This is a genomic window from Collinsella aerofaciens, from assembly GCF_039758815.1.
Taxonomy (GTDB): Bacteria; Actinomycetota; Coriobacteriia; order Coriobacteriales; family Coriobacteriaceae; genus Collinsella; species Collinsella aerofaciens_BP.
On record NZ_JBDMSK010000002.1, the window covers coordinates 289,685 to 307,806 of the forward strand.

Consider the following 18,122-nt stretch of genomic DNA (forward strand, 5'->3'; position numbering starts at 1 on the left):
TACCCTCTGCGCCCCATGCGCCCACGCATTTTGACGGCGTGGGCGCATGGGGCAGCACTCGAATCGAGCGCCCCCCTATACCCCAAAAACGTAGCGGTCCAGGCGCTCACACGCCTCCTTTACCCGCGAAAGGGGCAGTGCCAGATTCACGCGAATGTGGCAGGGCCCGTGGAACGGGCGGCCGTCCTGATACCCCACGCCCACACGAGCGCCCTCGTCGAGCAGCCACTGAATATCGCGGCCATGCTCGCGGCACCACTCGGTGCAGTCCAGAAACACCATGTAGGTGCCCTGCGGACGCGAATAGGACACGCCCGCAAAATGCTTGTCCACGTAATTGCAGAAATAGTCGACGTTGCCCTCGATGACCTCATTGAGCTCATCAACCCACTCGTAGCCTTGCGGCTGGTAGGCACCGATAAGCGCGTGCATCGAAAGGACGTTCATCTCGTTGTAGTGGGTCTTGTTGGACACGGCGCACACGCGGTCGCGCAGCGTCTCGTTATAGATGATGTGGTAGCTGCCGACCAGGCCCGCCAGGTTAAACGTCTTGCTGGGCGCGTAGAGGGCAACCGTGCGCATGTGGGCGTCCTCGCTCACCGACTGCGTCGGGATATGCTTGTGACCCGACAGGATGATATCGGACCAAATCTCATCCGAGATCACCACGCAATCGTGCTGACGATAGATGTCCATGGCACGTTCGATCTCGTCGCGCCCCCATACGCGGCCGCAGGGATTGTGCGGCGAGCAGAACACCGCGGCATGGATGTGGTTTTGGGCGAGCTTTCGCTCCATGTCCTCAAAGTCCATGCGCCACACGCCCCGATCGTCGAGCTTAAGCGGGCTGTGGACAATGCGATAGCCCGCGGCTTCGATAGACTTGGTAAAGCCGATGTAGGTGGGACTGTGGACCAGTACCGCATCGCCCGGCTGGACATATGCGCGCAGCGTCGACACGACACCGCCCAGCACGCCGTTTTCGTAGCCGATATGCTCCGGCGCCAAGCCCTCAACGCCGTTGCGACGGCTTTGCCATTCGATGATGCGGTCGAAGTACTCGTCACGCGGATTGAAATAGCCAAACATGGGATGCTGGGCGCGCTGAATGATGCGTTCCTGAACCGTGGGCACCGTGGCAAAATTCATATCCGCCACCCACATGGGGATGCGGTCGAAGCCCTCGTCGGGTGCGTTCGGAGCCATGTCGGGAATTTCTCCCCAGGAGTCAACGGCGATGGCGTCCATACCGTGGCGGTCGATAAGCGAGGTAAAGTCGTATTTCATGCTGAGCTCCCGTGCAAAGCGGATTGTTTCGGTAGGCGTTATTGTCCACCAGCGTGGGCGGTTTTGGAGCGGAGTTTGGCGCTTAATTTGACGGGTGCGGACGAATGGCTGGTTAGTCTCGCGCGTCGTTGATGGCGGTTATCGTCAACCTGGTTCCGTCGACCGTAAACGATATGTCAAGCCCAGCGTAAGCCAAATGGTAAACGCGGTTTGGCTCGTGTTTGCTGCCCGCACGGCGCGGATCTTGGCGGAGCACCTCGATCAAGCCGGGGAGCTTTGTGTCCGGGACCATGTCCCGCAGCGCTTGCGGGAGCTCGACATCGAGCTCTTGCCATGGCGCGTCCTCAATCCAGCCGCCCGTCGCATCCGGGTGACAGTCCGCAAACGGAATGTAAGGCTTAATGTCGTAGATGGGCGTACCGTCGCGCAGGTCGGCCCCCAGCACATGGATGATGGGACCATCGTCGGTGAGCTCGACACGATCAAGCTTGACGCAGGTGAGCCCGATGGGATTAGGGCGAAACGGACTGCGCGTGGCAAACACGCCCACGCGTTCGGCTCCACCCAGACGCGGTGGGCGCACGGTTTTCGACCATTTTGCGTTGGTGCCGGACCTGTCCTGCGTTTTGGCATCGGCGGCTATGTCCTTAGCCGTGCCGCCGGGCGTTCCGTTTTCGAAGCACCATAGCAGCCATAGGTGAGAGAAGGAGTCCAGACCCTCAACTGCAGCGTTGGAGGCAAATTCCGGCTCAAAGACGATGCGTCCCTGCAGATGGGGCGCCAAAAAGCTGTTGCGTGGGATGCCGAACTTCTGCGGCAGGTCGGTATGTATGTGTGCAATAGGTTCCATGCCGGTCATTGTACGGCATGGAGGCGTGGGGTGTTGCGCGCAATTCTTCGCCGCGGTCCCCGTCGTGCAACCAACGGTTGCTTGGAAGGGTGCCGGCCGCCGCGTATGCTTAAAGCAACAAACAGCAGAAAGGAGCCGTCATGGCCTTTGCAGAAAAGCTCATCGCCATCCGCCGCGACAACAATCTCACCCAAGAGCAACTCGCCGCCAAGCTCTTCGTCACACGCCAAGCCGTCAGCCGTTGGGAACGCGGCGAAGTCACGCCGGGCATCGACATGATGAAGCTCATTGCCGCCATAACCGGAGAACCGCTGTCCCACCTGCTCGAAATGCCCGAGCACTATTGCCAGAGCTGCGGCATGATACTCACGCCCGACGACTGCGGCACCGATGCTCACGGCGCAACGACCGACCATTACTGCAAGTGGTGCTACGACCACGGCAAGTACACCTACGAGACCACGATGGAGGCCATGATTGAGGATTGCGCCCCGCGCCTGGCACAAAACACCGGTATGTCGCTCGACGAAGCCGTCTCGCTCATGGGCGCCGTGCTGCCGCAATTGGAGCGCTGGCGCACCGTGCAGGAAAACGAGGAGCGCTACGGTGCCGAGGCGCGGGCGCGCTATGGCGACGAGGCCGTCGATGCAGCAAACGAGGCACTGCTGGACATGGACCCCGAGACATGGAACGACATGAAGGAACTTGAACGCGCTATTCTGGGCCAGCTCTCGATCGCCATGGGCGACGGCGAACCGGATGGAAGCGAGGCGCGCAAGCTTGTCGCAATGCACCGTCGATGGATTGGCCTTAACTGGGGACACGAACCCCAAGACGAAGCATACCTGGGCCTCGCCCACGGCTATCTTGCCGATCAGCGCTTTGTTGACTACTACGACAAGCCCTGCGGCACCGGAGCTACGGCGTTTCTGGTACAGGCCATCGAGTCGTCGCTGGCCCGCGCATAGATTGCGGCGGCTTTGGGTATTTCAATCAAAACCGCAACCGATTGGAGACACCATGGCTACTGATCATGAACTCGCGCTCTACGTTATGACTGGCTGCCCGTATTGCATAAAGGTCAAGCGCTTTTTGGCCGATAACGGCGTGACCATCCCTGAGCGCAACATCTCGATCGACTCCGATGCCGAGCAGACGCTCATCGCCGTCGGCGGAAAACGCCAGGTTCCCTGCCTGTTCATCGACGGCAAGCCACTCTACGAGTCGAGCGACATCATCGCATGGGTACAGGAGAACCTGCTCTAGCACTCATTGGGGACGCACTTAAATGAGTAGTTTCACTCATTGGGGACGTACTTAAATGAGTAGGTAGGAATTCAGTTTCTCAGTTTATAGAACATACGTTTGCTTATATGCTATACTCGCCTCAAGGCATGAGGCTGGTCGAGAGCTCCCGCGGAGGTCCCCAATGACACGCTGGAGCGAGCTCGGTAAGTAAGATCGGTGGTTACCGCACTCGTCCATCTCAGACAGGCTGCGCTCCTGTTCGCCGTCGCCATCAAAGAACGGCACTCACAATCAAACGTTTCCGTTATCCGTGAGTCACACAGGAGTGCATTGTTATGGCTAAAAAGATCCCCACCTTTACGTCCGACACCGTTTCAAGCGCCCGCTCAGATATCAGCAGAATCGTTGAAGCCAAGAGTCTCAATCAAAAGGGCATCGATCATGAGACTTCGCTTGAGGGGGCATTGCTCATCGGGCGCCGTCTCGAACAAGAGACTGCTGGATATCCCGTTACCAATCTCAAAGGACTGCTCTCCCCCGTCGGCGCTCATCTACACAAGCACTATGGCCCCCGCCTAGGACAATCCTATCTCACACGCTGCATTAAGCTCGCTCGCGCTGTTCCCAAAGGCGCTCCTTTTCGATCAGAGCTTGACCTAACTCACTATGAGTCGCTCGCTCGCGTCGCAAACGAGCACCTGCGCCTAGAGCTCATGAACGTCGCGGCCGACAACAGGTGGTCCTCATCGCACATCGCGCTTCACGCCAGATACCAGAGTCCGCAAGATGCTCCCAGCAACAGGGAATTCCGCGAGCTCGAATCGAACCAAGAAGTTTGGCGCTTTGCCCGCGCTTATACGGATGCCTGCGGAATCATTTCGCTCGAGAAGTTTGTTGAACTCTACAATTCATACGCTCCCAAACCAGTCTCGATATTCGAAGTAAATGAAACCGTTTGGAAAATCAAAGATGAATCGGGACGCATCGACAACCCCTGTATGTTATCCAAGGACGGAGAGCTATACCTCATAGCGCCAGAACTAGACGACACGATCGAAGATAACCCTTATTACTACGACGACTACGGATATTCTTATCGAAGATACGAACGCCATAGCGAGTACACCAAGGAAATGCGTTCACTGCGCGAACGACGTGTTCAGGGCAGAAAGACGGCTATATTCGCTGGCCATAAGCAGCATTCGATTAAACTGCTCGATTATGAGGACGTCGTTTGCGGATATGTCAGTTACACACGGGCAGTTGAATATCTCAAACTGTATATCTTGAAAGATTCCAAACTGAGCGCCGCAAGCCTTCACGCAAGAGAGGACGAGTTTGATTTCATCATGGCAAAGCTCTTGCGCTCTATTGGTCTCAATGGCATGCCGACAGCACAACAAACAATCGAAGATGCCGAATTTTTATTGATCGTCGTACGACCCGATTTTTACGAACAAGCGAAGATAATCAAGGTCTCCAAGCTCCTCACAATAGTCTATGAAGACGCTCCCCTCTGGGAGTTCAACGGACGCTCACATTCCGAGCTGAAAAGTGAAAAAGCGCTGGAACCTCCGATGACGACCATACATCGAAAAGTTCAATCAAAACAGGCTGCTTAGCAGTATTAACTGCTTGCATTTTTGTCTACAAAACTGTATACAAAAAGAGAGGCCCTTATGGAGCTCATTGCGATCCACCCCCATGCCCTCAAACACGGGCTGACGGAGACGGATATTAGATGCGCCTGGAACTCCGCTTTCGCATGGTTCAGGCGTGATCTTGAAAATGGAGGCATCGATTACGTTCTCGTTGGACTTGATAGAAGAAGTCGTCTCATGGAGCTCGTCGCTCGATGTTGCCCCGATCGAGATGGTTACATCATTTACCACGCCCTTGTCCCTCCTACGCGCAAGGTGCTCAGAGAAATCGGGATCGATCGATAGGAGGCGCTATGGACGCTAAGCAGCTCGAGAAGATGATGGGGTTTGCTCCCGGAGAGCTGGAAAAGGCCTCGGAGGCATACGAAAAAGATGAGTGGCCAAAGGGTCGCACCATCAAGTTGGGAAGGCCGCCGATCTCCGATGAGCCAAGCGTTGTTTTGTCGGCACGTGTGGGTGAATCGGTTCTTGAAGCGTTTGACGCAAAGGCGAAGCGTCATGGACAAACACGCACGGAGCGACTCAGAGAGCTCATTACGCTCGATGCAATGATTGCCTAGTCCCCCGCCGAACCCAAACGTGTACGTCAGCATCCAAAGTCGACATTTTTCGACATCTTCGGATGCTGGCGTACAGCTTTTTGCAACATAGTCGTTGGGGGCGTTCTTCAACAACACAGCCGTTGGGAACGTTCTTGAATGACTAGCCGTTTAAGAACGTCCCCAACGACTACCCTTGAATGACCACTCATTTAAGTGCGTCCCCAGTGACTACCCTATTTCTCGATCTCTTTCCAGCACTGAGGATCGGCTTCGTACATATCGCCTGTGTAACCATACGCCACAGCGGGGCAGCCTCGGCACCAGCCGAAAAGCTCGCATTTGGAGCACTTCTTGAACTTTTTAAAGTCGCGCTTTGCCTCCATCTGCGGCGAAAAGAACAGCTCCTCGAGCGTGTTCTCGGCAACGTTGCCCACCTTGCTCTCCATGCGGCGACATGCATAGACGTCGCCCGTAGGCAGCACCGTCATATGGCCCGTACCGCAATGGCAGCCGTCATAGATCATGCCAGGCTTGGCGCTCATGGGGATGGTGAATTTGCCCTGCTCCCACAAAAGAAGCGTCCACAGGTGATCTTTGAGCTGGAAGAACGTTTTGCAGCCCGCAGCCTGGTGAAACTCCATACGCTCTTGCGCGGCCAGCAGCACGTCGCGATATTCCAGCGGCTCCAGATGGAACTCATCACGCTTTTGGCCCGAGGTGGGGCAGTATCGTCCAAAAGCGAACACGTCGACTTCGAGGCTTGCCACAAGGTCAATGAGCTGCGGCAGCTCGGCGGCATTCATACTCGAAACCGTGTTCATAACGGCAACCCAGATACCCGCGCGCTTAAGGCACCCAATCGCACGCAAGGTCTCGACAAACGAGCCGGGCTTACGGAAGTAATCGTGCGTTTTCTCGAGTCCATCGAGCGAGAGCTGGTATTTGCGGCATCCCAACTCTTTCATGCGGGCGCAGACCTCGTCGGTCAGATGGAACGGATTGCCCATCACGCACCACATAAAACCCCGCTCGTGCAAAAGCTTGGCAAGGCGCCAAAAATCGGGATGGAGTATGGGGTCACCGCCCGTAACGTAAAAGTACGGCTGACGACCGATGCGTTCGCAGAGGGCCTGGGCCTGATCGACGACCTCGACCATCTGCTCCCACGGCATGCGCTTAAAACCAGCGCAGGCACCGTTGGCGAAGATATAGCAATGTTTGCAACGCTGATCGCATTCATCCGTAATATGCCACTGGAAGGCAAACGCGGGCTTTTGCATCGTGGGACTCCCTTGGTCGATGTTCAAATTGATGACGATATTGGGCTACAGGCGCTCAACGGCGCCGACGGGGCAATTCTCTTCACAGGCGCCACAGTGCAAGCAGTGCTCAGGCTCTATGCGATACGAGTCACCCGGCTCGATGCACTTCTGCGGACTGTGCTCAAGACAGGTACCGCAACCGATACACGCATCGGAATCAATACGAAAACCCTTAACAGGCGCGGACGCCATGTCCTCGTCTAGGGTAAAGACAGCGCGCTCAATAGGACGAACCCCCAGGTTAAAGTAGTCGAGCACGATGTTTTCGACCTTAAAGATAATGTTGATATCACGCGTATCACCGGGATAAACGTTGGCAAGATACGGCTGCTCGGCATAAATAACGTCACGCCAGTAAACTTGCTCGGAATCCAAGGCGGGAGTGGCAACGCCGGACATGCGGATCATTTCGTTAAACCGCGTGTGGACGAGCGTTTGGACGCGCCCATCGGCCATAAGCTGGCGGGCCATCTCCTTGCCGCGCGCCGTGAGGAAGTAGATGGCGCGGGACTCGTAATGTACAGCGCTCACGCAGCGAATTTGCGGCGCGCCATTTTCGTCCACAGTTGCCAGCGAGAGCGTCCCGGCAAGCTGCATCTTTTTGAGGCAAGTCTGAGCATCCATTACGAGTCCCTTTCTAGCGATTGCTTACTGAGCGTCCGCAGCGCCGCAAGCGGTACCACAGGCCGGAGCAGCCTTGGGATCGGCAGAGCCGCAGGCAGGAGCGGCAGCAGGATCGACGGAGCCGCAAGCAGGAGCAGCCGCGGGATCGGCGGAGCCGCAGGCGGTGCCACAGGCCGGCGCGGCCTTGGGATCGGCGGAGCCGCAGGCGGGCGCGGGATCGGAGGTACCGCAAGAAGCGAAGGCGGCAACGTTCTCGAGATTCTCGGACATGGCAATTCCTTTCGATTGGGGGCGGCTGGGCGAAGCCGCCCGGACGTAGACGCTTTTGCGCCTAAGCACATCATGCGAGGAATGCACCCCACCCAAAAGAAGGCACTAATCTATTAGCCAGTTACCAAAAAGTAAGTTGTAGCCGCGGGTGCCAGCAGCTGCGATAATGCAAGCAACCTACCCGATTGCGAGGTTACCATGCTCACCAAAGAAGAACTGCCTCCCTGCCCCGTCGCTACGTGTTTTCAGCTCTTTGGCAACAAGTGGAAAATCTATATCATCCAGCAGCTCATTGAGCAGCCCCTGGGCTTCAACGCGCTACATCGCTCTATTCCCGGCATCAGTCAAAAGGTGCTCTCGTCAAACCTAAAGGAAATGGATGCCGCGGGACTTATCACGCGCACCGTCATTCCCGAAACGCCCATCCGTACCGAATACGCGCTGAGCGAGCTGGGTCAAAGCCTTATGCCCATCATCGATTCTCTTGTGGAATGGGGCACCGACTACCAGCAGCTTGTGCGAAGCTCCTAGCAGCTACGGGCTTTTGCAAATTGAGCGCCGTGGGGCATACCGCTCCACGGCGCTTACCTTTTTGTGCCTTCTTTTGAAGAAGCGGTCCGGGTTGCACACTGCTGTCAAACACGCCCAACTCAATTGGACAGGAGGTCAGCCATGAATCAAGCCGAGCGTCGTATTCGGCTTATCAATGCATTGCTCAACGAGCGAGCGGACGGACGCGGCATTGCCGTTCCCGCCGGAGCCGGCGAGCAGCGTGATTTACTCAGGGCCCTTATGAACGTGCGGTCGCCCGAAGCGCTCGCGACAGAGGTGCTCAACGTCCAGGATGCCTACCTGCAGCAGCGGCTTGTTGAGCGCGGTGGAGCGACCGACGCCAGCACGCTCCCCTACCGCAATCGCATTGCCGTCTGGCGTGGCGACATCACGCTGCTTAAGGCCGACGCCATCGTCAACGCCGCCAACAGCCAAATGCTCGGCTGCTTTGTGCCGGGACACCGCTGCATCGACAATGCCATCCACACATACGCCGGCATGCAGCTGCGCCTAATATGCGCCGGCCTCATGTGCAAACAAGGACACGAGGAACCGACCGCACGCGTTAAGGTCACGCCAGCGTTTAACCTGCCGAGCAGCCATATCTTCCACACCGTCGGTCCCATCGTGCCCAGCCATAAGCCTGGCCCGCGCGAGGAATTACTGCTACGCCGTTGCTACACCAGCTGCCTGGAAGAAGCGACACGTCGAAAGCTCGACACGCTTGCCTTCTGCTGCATTTCGACTGGCGTCTTTGGCTATCCCCAACAAGCCGCCGCGCGCGTTGCCATCGATGCCGTTCGTCATCATCTAGACCATAACGACCCCAACCTTAAGGTGATCTTCAATGTTTTTCTCGCGTCTGACGAGTCAATCTACCGCGACCTTCTCCAAGCAGATCGCTAAGCTCCGAGCCGCACTCGATGCATCCGACGCCGTGATAATCGGCGCCGGCGCGGGTCTTTCCACCGCGGCTGGCTACGCCTACGCGGGAGAGCGCTTCGAGAAACTTTTTGGCGACTTCGCCGCACGCTACGGCTTTACTGACATGTACTCCGGCGGGTTCTACCCCTATGACTCGCTCGAGGAATACTGGGCGTTTTGGAGCCGCTATATCAAGTGCAACCGATATGACCCCATACCCAAGCCGACCTATGGGCAGCTTTTGGGCCTGCTGCGCGACCGAGATTACTTTGTGCTGACCACAAACGTAGACCATTGCTTCCAACGCGCCGGTTTCGATAAAAAGCGACTCTTTTACACGCAGGGCGACTATGGTCTATTCCAGTGCAGTAAGCCCTGCTGTCAGGAAACTTGGGACAACGAAGAGCTCGTACATTACATGGCCGCCGCCCAAGAAGACCTGCGCATTCCGTCTGCGCTAGTGCCTCGTTGTCCCCATTGTGGCTCTCCGCTCACGATGAACCTGCGCGCCGACGATACGTTTGTGCAGGATAAGGGCTGGTATGCCGCAGCCGACCGTTACCAAGATTTCCTGCGCCGCCACAACAATATGCGCATCCTGTTCTTGGAGCTTGGCGTAGGCAGCAACACGCCCGTCATCATCAAGTACCCGTTTTGGCAGATGACCGCCAAAAACGAGCGCGCAACGTACGCATGCGTCAATTTTGGCGAGGCAGTCGCTCCGGCAGAAATCGCCGATCGCAGCATTCTAATCGACGCCGACGCAGAGCGCGTATTGGATGCACTTGCCGTCCAAGCCGTCAGATAGCAAAGGCGATGCTGTCTCACATAGCCGTTGGGGACGTTCTTGAATGACTAGCCGTTTAAGAACGTCCCCAACGGCTACATTTAGCCGTGAAAGCGGGCTATGAGCGCAAGTGGCTGTTCGCGAAAGACGCGCTCGACGGCGGCGCGGTATTCGTCGACCTTTTTGGTCTTGCGCACGATCTTGTGGACGGTGGCGGGATCGGCGAAGGCGCATTTGGCGTAGAACCACCACTCCTTCATGCGAAAAACCGCGTTGCCGCCAATCTCGTCCGCATAGGCCGCAAACAGTGTGTCGTGGAAGCGCTGCAGCTCAGCTGCCGTAGCAGCAGGGCCGCCGGCAACCATGCGAGCCAGCGCGGGGTTCGCAAGCAGGCCGCGTCCCAACATTACGTGGCGCGTTCCGGGATAGGCCTCCACCAGCGCATCCATGTCCTCAAGATCAAAGATGTCGCCGTTGTAGGCCACCGGGAACGGCGCCCGCTCCAGCGTCTCGCCGTAAAACTCTTTGCGCGGCGAACCCGCATAGCGGTCCTTTTGCACGCGCGGATGCACGATCAGCTCCGCCAGCGGCATGCGGCAATAGAGGTCGAGCACGCGCTCGTACTCCTCGTCGTTCTCCAGTCCCAGCCTGGTCTTGACCGAGACGGGCAGTGGCGAGCGCTCGCACACGTCGCTCAAGAACACCTCGAGCTCATCCAAGTTGCGCAGAAAGCCCGAACCCTTCCCCTTGGCGACAACCGTGCCCGAGGGGCAGCCAAGGTTGAGATTGACCTCGCGGTAACCCATGTCGGCGAGCACCTGCGCCGCCCACACAAACTCGTCCGCGTTTTTGGACATCAGCTGAGGCACCACGTTAAGCCCCTGGTTATTGGCGGGATCGACCTCTTTAAACGCCTTGCCGCCAAAGCGGTTGCCCACCCGTGGCGGAGGCAAAAACGGCGTGTAATAACAATCGAGCGCACCGAAACACTCCGCATGCACGCAACGGAACACATGCCCGGTAATCCCCTCCATAGGGGCCAGCGATAAATACATCGACATCCATTCTCACATCAATGTGACAAAGGGACTGTCCCTTTGTCACATTTGCAAATCATCATTCGGCTGTTTATTTTGGCACACATACGTATCGGGCGGCATCATCGCGTGGGCACAGGAGCAGCCGCTCTAAACCAGGGCTGTCGTGGCACTTTTGCCGTATGACCTGCGCTCACCGATGGCGGGATTCTCTATACTGAGTCACATATGACGGCATCGCGCCACAACGACCGCCACGACACCAAGGACCAGCCATGGCAGCACTCTCCGAACAAGAACGTAAGCGCATCCAGCGATACTGCATCTGCCCCAAGGTTGCCGGAGCGGCGCTTGCCATGGCATTCGTGCTGCCCTTATCGATCATTCCCTTCGAAATGATCGACGACATCGTCTTCCATCACGAAGGCTTTCAAGAGACGGGCATGATGACCGCCTTGGTGCTCACCGCCATCAAGCTCGTCATATTCTGCTATTGCGCTCTCGCCCCGCGCTTTGGCATGCGTGGCAAGCAATGGAAGGAAATGCAGTACCGGCTCGCCGTCGAGCAGAACGAGAAAGACCGCTCGGCACAAATCGCAGGCGTTGTTGGCACACAGGCCGCCGCACACCTGCTCAAGAACAGCGACAACGAGGCTGCACGCAACCTGGGCGGCGCGGCAGAAGTCGCCGCTGCTGTAGGCGCCGTCGCCACCGCAGCAGACGTGCTTGCCGAAAGCTTTGCCAACGCGAAGGCCATGGCAGAGGCCTGTGGCGTACCTATCCCCCATGCAAAAAAGTGGATCGTCGCGCTTGTGGCGCTGCCCCTCGCAATCGTGTGCGGCGCCTATATCCCACAGCTGGCGCAGGGAAACATCGAGATGCAAGAAAACGCCGCGGCCGCGGCCGAGCAGATCGCCATCGCTCGCAAGGCGCTCGAGCCCTCATGCGAGTATGTGTCCGCCGATGACCCCTACGAGCGATATCAAGACTACGGCTATCACGTCCGCGGCTATCTGCACGACGGCGACTCCGATGCCCAGAAGACCTATACGTACCTGGATTTTGACAACAAGGGGACGCTCGCGGAAGTGAGCTACGCGGCAGAAGTCGACCCCGGCGCGAGCCTCGAGGACAACCTTACCCGTATCGAACTCGACCTTGACGAGCTTTCCTCTGCCGTCCAAACCATAGACGTCAAGACCACAAGCCCCGAGCTCCTAGCAGCGCAGAAGCTCCCCGAAGAGTTTAGGCAGGCTTTTTTGAACGGCTCGCTCTACGAGAGAATCTCTATCAGGACGAGTGACGACCCCATTAAAGCGTATTACTCGTTTGATACGGATCCTAAGGACGAGTTTGACGAGTACACCCATCCAACCATCCGCATTACGCTGATGAGCAAAACGAACTAGGTGTAGGGAGATGAATGTGACAAAGGACTGTCCCTTTGTCACATTATTCGGAGCGCAGGGCTTCTACGGGGTCTTTTTTGGATGCGCTGCGAGCAGGCAGCAGGCCGGCAACGACCGTTAGCAACACCGAAATCGCGATGAGCACCAGCGCATCCTGCACGGGCAGGCTCATCAGATTGGGCACCTGTTTGGCAGCAAGCGCCCAGGCATTAACCGGAAAACTCACGAGCACCACAACGACAATGGCAAAGACGCCGGCAATGAGGCCCTCGATAAAGGTCTCGGCATTGAATACGTTGGCCACGTTGCGCTTTGACGCGCCGATCGCGCGCAGGATGCCAATCTCCTTTTTGCGCTCCAGTACGCTGATGTAGGTGATGATGCCGATCATGATGGAGCTCACGACCAGGCTGATGCTCACGAATGCGATGAGCACCAAGCTGATGGTGTTCACGATGTCGGTCACCGAACCCATGATGATACCCATGTAGTCGGTGTACGAGATTGCCTGTTCATCGTGGCCGGCAGCTTTGACCTGCTTGTTGTACGCATCGATGTGATCGAGCACGCGCTCCTTGGCCTCAAAGTCGCGCGGGAAAATCTTAACCGAGATGGGGTCTGCCTCATCCGCATAGCCCAGCGTGGTCAGATTGTTATCGTAGGTGAGCTTCGACGCCTTGGCATAGCTCATCATGAGCGAACTCAGGTCCTCGGCGTCCATGTTGAAGTGGATAGCATGAGCAAAGGCACTCGCATCCACGTGCATGGCGCTCGCCAGGTTGGCAAAACTCGAAGACATCTGCGTCGCCATCTGGTCCATGAGCCCTGCCGCGCCCGCCTTGATCTGGGACGATACCGTCGACGCTATCTGCTCGCTGATTGCCTTCATCACCTGATCCATAGCCTGCTGCAGATACGGAGCCAGTTGCTTTTGCACATAGTCGGTCATCGCCTGCCGCAGGTGCTCGGCCAGGGCATCGCCGCCGAGCGCTTTGAGCTGGGCCAGGATTTGCTGAGCTGCCGTATCGTTCTCAAGATACGTCGAGAACGCGGCGGCAAGCTTTGACGCGTCCTTAAGATCATCGGGTGTCAGCTCCTTAAACTGATCAGACCGCAAAAAGCCCTCAAACAGCTGGTTGGCTAGTGTTCCCACCTGCTTCATTTGCTCGGGCGCAAGTTCCAGACCGTCAAAGATACCCGAAAAATCTGGGGTTGGCGCTTTGGCCATGATGTCACTAAAGTCGATGTCCTTCCCAACGCCCGAAAGGTCGATATCCAACCCGGACAAGTCAAGACCCGACAGGTCCATACCGCCGGCGACACCCGAGAGCGCGGAGGTATCAAACGAGAACGCGCTCCTGAGCGCCGCCTCGTCCACACTGAACATGCTGCCCAGATCCACTCCTTGTTTGGCCTCGCCTTGCAGTTCGTCGAAGGTTTTGCCCGTAAAGACATCCGTCTCGGGATGAGCAAGTTGCTCTTTTACGATCTGCGAATTGGCGGCGCGCTCCATAAGCTGGCGAGTCAGCGCGTGCGTATAGGCAATACCCGGGGACAACGCGCTCGCGTTGGCCGTCTCGTTCGGTCGCACCACGCCCACAATACGCACGTCAATACCGTCGGCAACCTTGGCCGTCATAAAGTCGGCGTCGCCAGACATGTCAGTCCACATGCCGGTCTCTTCGTTTTTGCGATACGCATCGGCCGGCGACAGCACCTTAAACGTCGTGGACAGCGCATCGTCGTAGGTAAAGTCGGTACCGGTCTCGGGCGCTTCGACGCCACCGTCAGCCGTCATAGCGCTGTTAACCAGGTCGTTGAGCTCATTGATATCCAGCGCACCGATGCTGTAGAGCGTATAGTCGCCCACCGTGCCACGACTCGAAAGCACCATCACGGCTTCGTTGGCAGACGTGGGCCAATGACCGGCGACGACATCGTACTGGCTGTCGAGCAGGCTCTGGTCGTCAATCATCTCGCTAAAGACCGAGGTTCCCATGGATTCCATGCTCACCGTTGCTGCCGAGCTCGCGCCTCCGCTCATGGCCTCGGTCATGGCGTTGGGCACCAGCCGGACAGGCTTCTCATCGCCCTTGCCGGCACGATAGACAACCGGCGATACACCGTAGCCGTACTGAATGGCGTTGACCTCTTCATCGATGCCGTCGCCACCGGCATCGAGCCATGCCTTAAAGCTCGTCATGTCGTTGGACTTAACGCTCGCAAACATATCCTTTACGGCCGTGACCACAGGAATCTTATCGGTTCCCTTAGCCTTGCCGCCGGCACTGTCGTCGGACGAATCCACGTTTTCAGGCGAGTCATCATCCGCAGCCCCCTGCCCGCCCATCATGGACGACAGGTCGTAATCCTGCTTGGAAATGGTGAGCGGGTAGCTCGAGAGCGTATCCTCCTCGACCTTTTTGATGTAGCCGTTTACGCCATTGGACAGCGCCAGAATCGCCGCGATACCGATAATGCCAATCGAGCCCGCAAAGGCAGTCATGGCCGTACGGCCCTTCTTGGTCATGAGATTTCGAGCAGAAAGCCCCAGCGCCGTCACAAAACTCATCGAGGTTTTGCGCGTAGGCTTAGCCTCGCGACGCGCGGCCTTGGCAACATCAAAAGGGTCGGAATCGTCGGTAATCTTGCCGTCCGCCAGGTTGACGATGCGCGTAGCGTATTGGTACGCCAGCTCGGGATTGTGCGTGACCATGATGACCAGACGGTCGCGCGCAACGTCTTTGAGCAAATCCATGACCTGCACGGACGTTGTGGAATCCAAGGCGCCGGTCGGCTCGTCTGCCAACACGATCTCGGGATCGTTGATCAGAGCGCGGGCGATGGCCACGCGCTGCATCTGTCCACCCGAAAGCTGGCTCGGGCGCTTGTTCACGTGCTCGCCCAGGCCGACTTTCTCCAACGCCTCGCGCGCACGCTGGCGGCGCTCGGCATGCCCCACACCCGTGAGCGTGAGCGCCAGCTCCACGTTTTCCAAAATGGTCTGATGCGGAATGAGGTTATAGCTTTGGAACACAAAGCCGATGCGGTTGTTGCGGTAGGCATCCCAATCGCGATCGTGAAAATCCTTGGTCGAAATACCGTCGATCAGCAGGTCGCCCGAGTCAAAGTGGTCGAGTCCGCCGATAACGTTGAGCATCGTAGTTTTACCCGAGCCCGAGGGACCCAGAATGGCCACGAACTCGTTATCGCGAAAAGACAGGCTTACGTTGTCGAGCGCCACCTGCGTAAACGACTGCGTGACGTACCTTTTGCAAATTCCTTTGAGCTCCAGCATGGACGGCAACCTCTCCTGCGCAGGCACCCTGCCCGCTCTCCCCCGCCGTTCGTATTCGACGCGTTTGTCCTACTCTATCCCCGTTTTCTGCCGGTACCAGTGAGAAATGTAACGAACCGCCCCAAATAACGAACGGGACGGCACGCCATGTGGCGCACCATCCCGCACATAACATCGACGATGTGACAAAGGGAATGTCCCTTTGTCACATTCGGACTTACTGCTCGCTCTTAGCAAGCGCCTGATCGATCAGCTTGTTGAGCGCCTCTCGCTGCTCGGCGGAGTTGATGCCGCCCATGATTGGCTCTCCCACGATGTTGCCGTTCTGGTCGATCACGTAGGTGGTCGGGAACGAGTACAAGTTGGAGGTGAACTTGCCGGCCTCGCTATCCGACTTGAACCAGATGTTCTTGTACGTCACGCCCTTCTTGGAAAGTACGTCCTTGGCGTCTGCCACCTCGTCTTTGTTGCCATCGAGCGTAAAGGAATTGACGCCCACGACCTGGCCGCCCTTCTCGGCAAGCTCCTTGTTGAGCTTCTCCAGATCGCCCAGCTCGCCCACGCACGGCTTGCAAGTAGTGAACCAGAAGTTCATGACGGTGACCTTGTTCTTAGAGAACAGCTCGTCACTGTTCACGTCGTTGCCATCCAGGTCCTTGCCCGTAAAGCTGGGGAACTTCGTCGCCTCGCTCGAAGCATTGGCACCAGCCGTCATGCCAGCGGTCGAAGCGTCGACGCTCTCGCCTGCACTCGGCGTGCTTCCACAGCCGGGGAACTCCTTCTCCAGGCTCTCGAGCTTGTCCTCGATCTCCTTGATCTGCTGTGCACCGACCTTGAGTGTCTTAAGCTCATCCGCCGTGAACTCATCCTTGGCGCCGTCGATGGTCTTGAGCAGGAAATCGCCGTAATTGCTGCCGTCCTCAATCATTGCCGAGTCTTTATTTGCCGCATTGAATACCTTTTCCCACAGCGCGTTATCACTCGAAAAGATCTCGTTCTCCTTCTGCATGAGCTTCGCATACAGCTCGGCGGCCTCGTCGGCATTGGCCGGCTTCTGCGCAGTGAGTTCTGCGATCTTAGGATCGGAGCTCGCAGATTCGCTCACATTGCCACCGGGCGCCGAACATGCCACAAGGCACAAGGCCAATACCGGCACCATAAACAGGGCCGCAATCTTAGAAAGCTTCATAGTCATTCCTCCGTTTTGTCGAAGCTTGTTTACTTTTTATCGGCGGTCAAGGGAAGTTTTTCCGCCGACACATCCAGGCCATAGCGATAGCTGATGGCATCGACAGGACAGGCCCCGATGCACTTTCCGCACCGGATGCATTCGGCATGATTGGGCGCGCGGACCACATCAACGTCCATCTGACAAACCTTTGAGCACTTGCCGCACGAGACGCATTTGCACGCGTCAACCTGAATCCCCAGCAAGGACACCCTATTCATGAGCGCATAGAATGCGCCGAGTGGACAAATCCATTTGCAGAAGGGGCGGTAGAACAAAACGCTCAGCACTACCACGGCAATGAGAACGGCAAGTTTCCAAGTAAAGAGATGTCCCAACGCAGATCGAATGCCGGCATTGGCAATGGCCAGCGGAATGGCGCCCTCGAGCACACCCTGCGGACAGATGTACTTACAAAAGAACGGGTCGCCCATGCCCACGTCGTTAACCACCAAGACGGGCAGCAGCACCACGGCAAACAGCAGCACAACGTACTTGATGTACGTGAGCGGCTTGAGCTTTTTCGTGGAGAACTTTTTGCCGGGAATCTTATGAAGCAGCTCCTGCAGCCAGCCAAACGGGCACAGAAAGCCGCATACAAAGCGTCCCAGCAGCACGCCGAGCAAAATGAGCGTACCGGTAACATAGTAAGAAAAGTTGAACTTGGATGAACCTACCACCGACTGGAACGACCCGATGGGGCACGCACCCGATGCCGCGGGGCACGAATAGCAATTAAGCCCAGGTACGCAGACTGTTTTTCCCGCGCCCTGATAGATGCCGCCTTTGGCAAAGTTTGGCAGGTGAATATTGGTGACCAGCGTCGCCGCCGCCTGAATGAATCCGCGAAATCGGGCCAAAACATGCGACGCAGTGTTTTCTCTTTTATCCAATTCCGATACACTCCAAGCACAGCCTAATCGCTTTGGCCAGCACGGCATCCGCCTCGCCACGCATAACACCAAAGCACACCATGGTAATTCCGACGATCAACAAAGCGACCTGTACCACGGGTTTTACCGCTTTGAACAACACGACCACTCCTTTCGTTACGCGACCATTGGACCATATCGGCTATAAAAT

At 57.1% G+C, this 18,122-nt stretch carries 18 protein-coding genes; 8 read left to right on the forward strand and 10 right to left on the reverse strand.

The features are described from left to right. Nucleotides 1–75: 75 nt before the first annotated feature. Together ABHT90_RS02835 and ABHT90_RS02840 are read right to left on the reverse strand one after the other, a co-directional pair. On the reverse strand, nt 76–1,287 hold the full coding sequence (locus tag ABHT90_RS02835) for a MalY/PatB family protein (RefSeq protein ID WP_346981514.1): 1,212 nt from the start codon (nt 1,285–1,287) through the stop codon (nt 76–78). 112 nt (nt 1,288–1,399) lie between these two features. Then, entirely contained in the window at nt 1,400–2,137 is a 738-nt protein-coding gene (locus ABHT90_RS02840) for a tRNA (N6-threonylcarbamoyladenosine(37)-N6)-methyltransferase TrmO (RefSeq protein ID WP_233524950.1), read from the reverse strand. Nucleotides 2,138–2,277: 140 nt separating this feature from the next. Between ABHT90_RS02840 and ABHT90_RS02845 the strand changes: the two genes are divergently transcribed. The 4 genes from ABHT90_RS02845 (at nt 2,278) to ABHT90_RS02860 (ending at nt 5,606) form a co-directional block, all read left to right on the forward strand. Further along, nucleotides 2,278–3,105, forward strand: coding sequence for a TipAS antibiotic-recognition domain-containing protein (locus tag ABHT90_RS02845; protein WP_117757265.1), 828 nt, complete (start codon nt 2,278–2,280; stop codon nt 3,103–3,105). 52 nt (nt 3,106–3,157) lie between these two features. Beyond that, a complete protein-coding gene (locus tag ABHT90_RS02850) occupies nt 3,158–3,403 on the forward strand; it encodes a glutaredoxin family protein (RefSeq protein WP_346981515.1) in 246 nt (81 codons plus the stop codon). 317 nt (nt 3,404–3,720) lie between these two features. Further along, nucleotides 3,721–5,007: a hypothetical protein gene (locus ABHT90_RS02855; RefSeq protein ID WP_346981516.1), complete on the forward strand. Its 1,287-nt coding sequence runs from the start codon at nt 3,721–3,723 to the stop codon at nt 5,005–5,007. Between the two features lie 332 nt (nt 5,008–5,339). After that, nucleotides 5,340–5,606 carry a ribbon-helix-helix protein, CopG family gene (locus ABHT90_RS02860; RefSeq protein ID WP_346981517.1) on the forward strand — a complete coding sequence of 89 codons (267 nt, stop codon included), beginning with the start codon at nt 5,340–5,342 and terminating at the stop codon, nt 5,604–5,606. Between the two features lie 215 nt (nt 5,607–5,821). Here the strand turns inward: ABHT90_RS02860 and acgM are convergent, their stop codons facing one another. Genes acgM through ABHT90_RS02875 form a run of 3 tightly spaced genes read right to left on the reverse strand, consistent with a single transcriptional unit; the run spans nt 5,822 to nt 7,804 of the window. Then, nucleotides 5,822–6,868 carry a radical SAM/SPASM domain protein, ACGX system gene (gene acgM, locus ABHT90_RS02865; RefSeq protein ID WP_346981518.1) on the reverse strand — a complete coding sequence of 349 codons (1,047 nt, stop codon included), beginning with the start codon at nt 6,866–6,868 and terminating at the stop codon, nt 5,822–5,824. Nucleotides 6,869–6,913: 45 nt separating this feature from the next. After that, the gene (locus tag ABHT90_RS02870) at nt 6,914–7,534 is read right to left on the reverse strand and encodes a 4Fe-4S binding protein (protein ID WP_346981519.1); all 621 of its coding nucleotides are present in this window, start codon (nt 7,532–7,534) and stop codon (nt 6,914–6,916) included. A gap of 24 nt (nt 7,535–7,558) precedes the next feature. Further along, nucleotides 7,559–7,804: a hypothetical protein gene (locus tag ABHT90_RS02875; protein WP_346981520.1), complete on the reverse strand. Its 246-nt coding sequence runs from the start codon at nt 7,802–7,804 to the stop codon at nt 7,559–7,561. A gap of 198 nt (nt 7,805–8,002) precedes the next feature. On the opposite strand from ABHT90_RS02875, the gene ABHT90_RS02880 reads away from it, so the two are divergent. From ABHT90_RS02880 to ABHT90_RS02890, 3 genes are all read left to right on the forward strand, one after another. Continuing rightward, a complete protein-coding gene (locus tag ABHT90_RS02880) occupies nt 8,003–8,335 on the forward strand; it encodes a winged helix-turn-helix transcriptional regulator (protein WP_117862845.1) in 333 nt (110 codons plus the stop codon). Between the two features lie 141 nt (nt 8,336–8,476). Beyond that, a complete protein-coding gene (locus tag ABHT90_RS02885) occupies nt 8,477–9,262 on the forward strand; it encodes a protein-ADP-ribose hydrolase (protein WP_346981521.1) in 786 nt (261 codons plus the stop codon). Next, nucleotides 9,204–10,088 (forward strand): SIR2 family NAD-dependent protein deacylase, encoded by an 885-nt coding sequence (locus tag ABHT90_RS02890; protein ID WP_346981522.1) that lies wholly within the window; start codon nt 9,204–9,206, stop codon nt 10,086–10,088. Before ABHT90_RS02885 ends, ABHT90_RS02890 begins: the two co-directional genes overlap by 59 nt. 80 nt (nt 10,089–10,168) lie before the next feature. Here ABHT90_RS02890 and ABHT90_RS02895 read toward each other — a convergent pair whose 3' ends face one another. Further along, complete coding sequence (locus tag ABHT90_RS02895) at nt 10,169–11,128, reverse strand: tRNA dihydrouridine synthase (RefSeq protein WP_346981523.1); 960 nt, start codon at nt 11,126–11,128, stop codon at nt 10,169–10,171. A gap of 251 nt (nt 11,129–11,379) precedes the next feature. On the opposite strand from ABHT90_RS02895, the gene ABHT90_RS02900 reads away from it, so the two are divergent. Further along, nucleotides 11,380–12,513 (forward strand): hypothetical protein, encoded by a 1,134-nt coding sequence (locus ABHT90_RS02900; RefSeq protein ID WP_346981524.1) that lies wholly within the window; start codon nt 11,380–11,382, stop codon nt 12,511–12,513. 43 nt (nt 12,514–12,556) lie between these two features. Here the strand turns inward: ABHT90_RS02900 and ABHT90_RS02905 are convergent, their stop codons facing one another. The 4 genes from ABHT90_RS02905 to ABHT90_RS09985 all read right to left on the reverse strand — a co-directional run bounded on the left by ABHT90_RS02905 (nt 12,557) and on the right by ABHT90_RS09985 (nt 18,014). Beyond that, on the reverse strand, nt 12,557–15,811 hold the full coding sequence (locus ABHT90_RS02905) for an ABC transporter ATP-binding protein/permease (RefSeq protein WP_346981526.1): 3,255 nt from the start codon (nt 15,809–15,811) through the stop codon (nt 12,557–12,559). Nucleotides 15,812–16,028: 217 nt separating this feature from the next. After that, nucleotides 16,029–17,000 carry a TlpA family protein disulfide reductase gene (locus tag ABHT90_RS02910; RefSeq protein ID WP_346981527.1) on the reverse strand — a complete coding sequence of 324 codons (972 nt, stop codon included), beginning with the start codon at nt 16,998–17,000 and terminating at the stop codon, nt 16,029–16,031. A gap of 29 nt (nt 17,001–17,029) precedes the next feature. Further along, nucleotides 17,030–17,932 (reverse strand): 4Fe-4S binding protein, encoded by a 903-nt coding sequence (locus tag ABHT90_RS02915; RefSeq protein WP_138341636.1) that lies wholly within the window; start codon nt 17,930–17,932, stop codon nt 17,030–17,032. Next, a complete protein-coding gene (locus ABHT90_RS09985; RefSeq protein WP_022094046.1) occupies nt 17,925–18,014 on the reverse strand; it encodes a CD1871A family CXXC motif-containing protein in 90 nt (29 codons plus the stop codon). The genes ABHT90_RS02915 and ABHT90_RS09985 overlap by 8 nt, the downstream gene beginning before the upstream one ends. Nucleotides 18,015–18,122 lie beyond the last annotated feature (108 nt).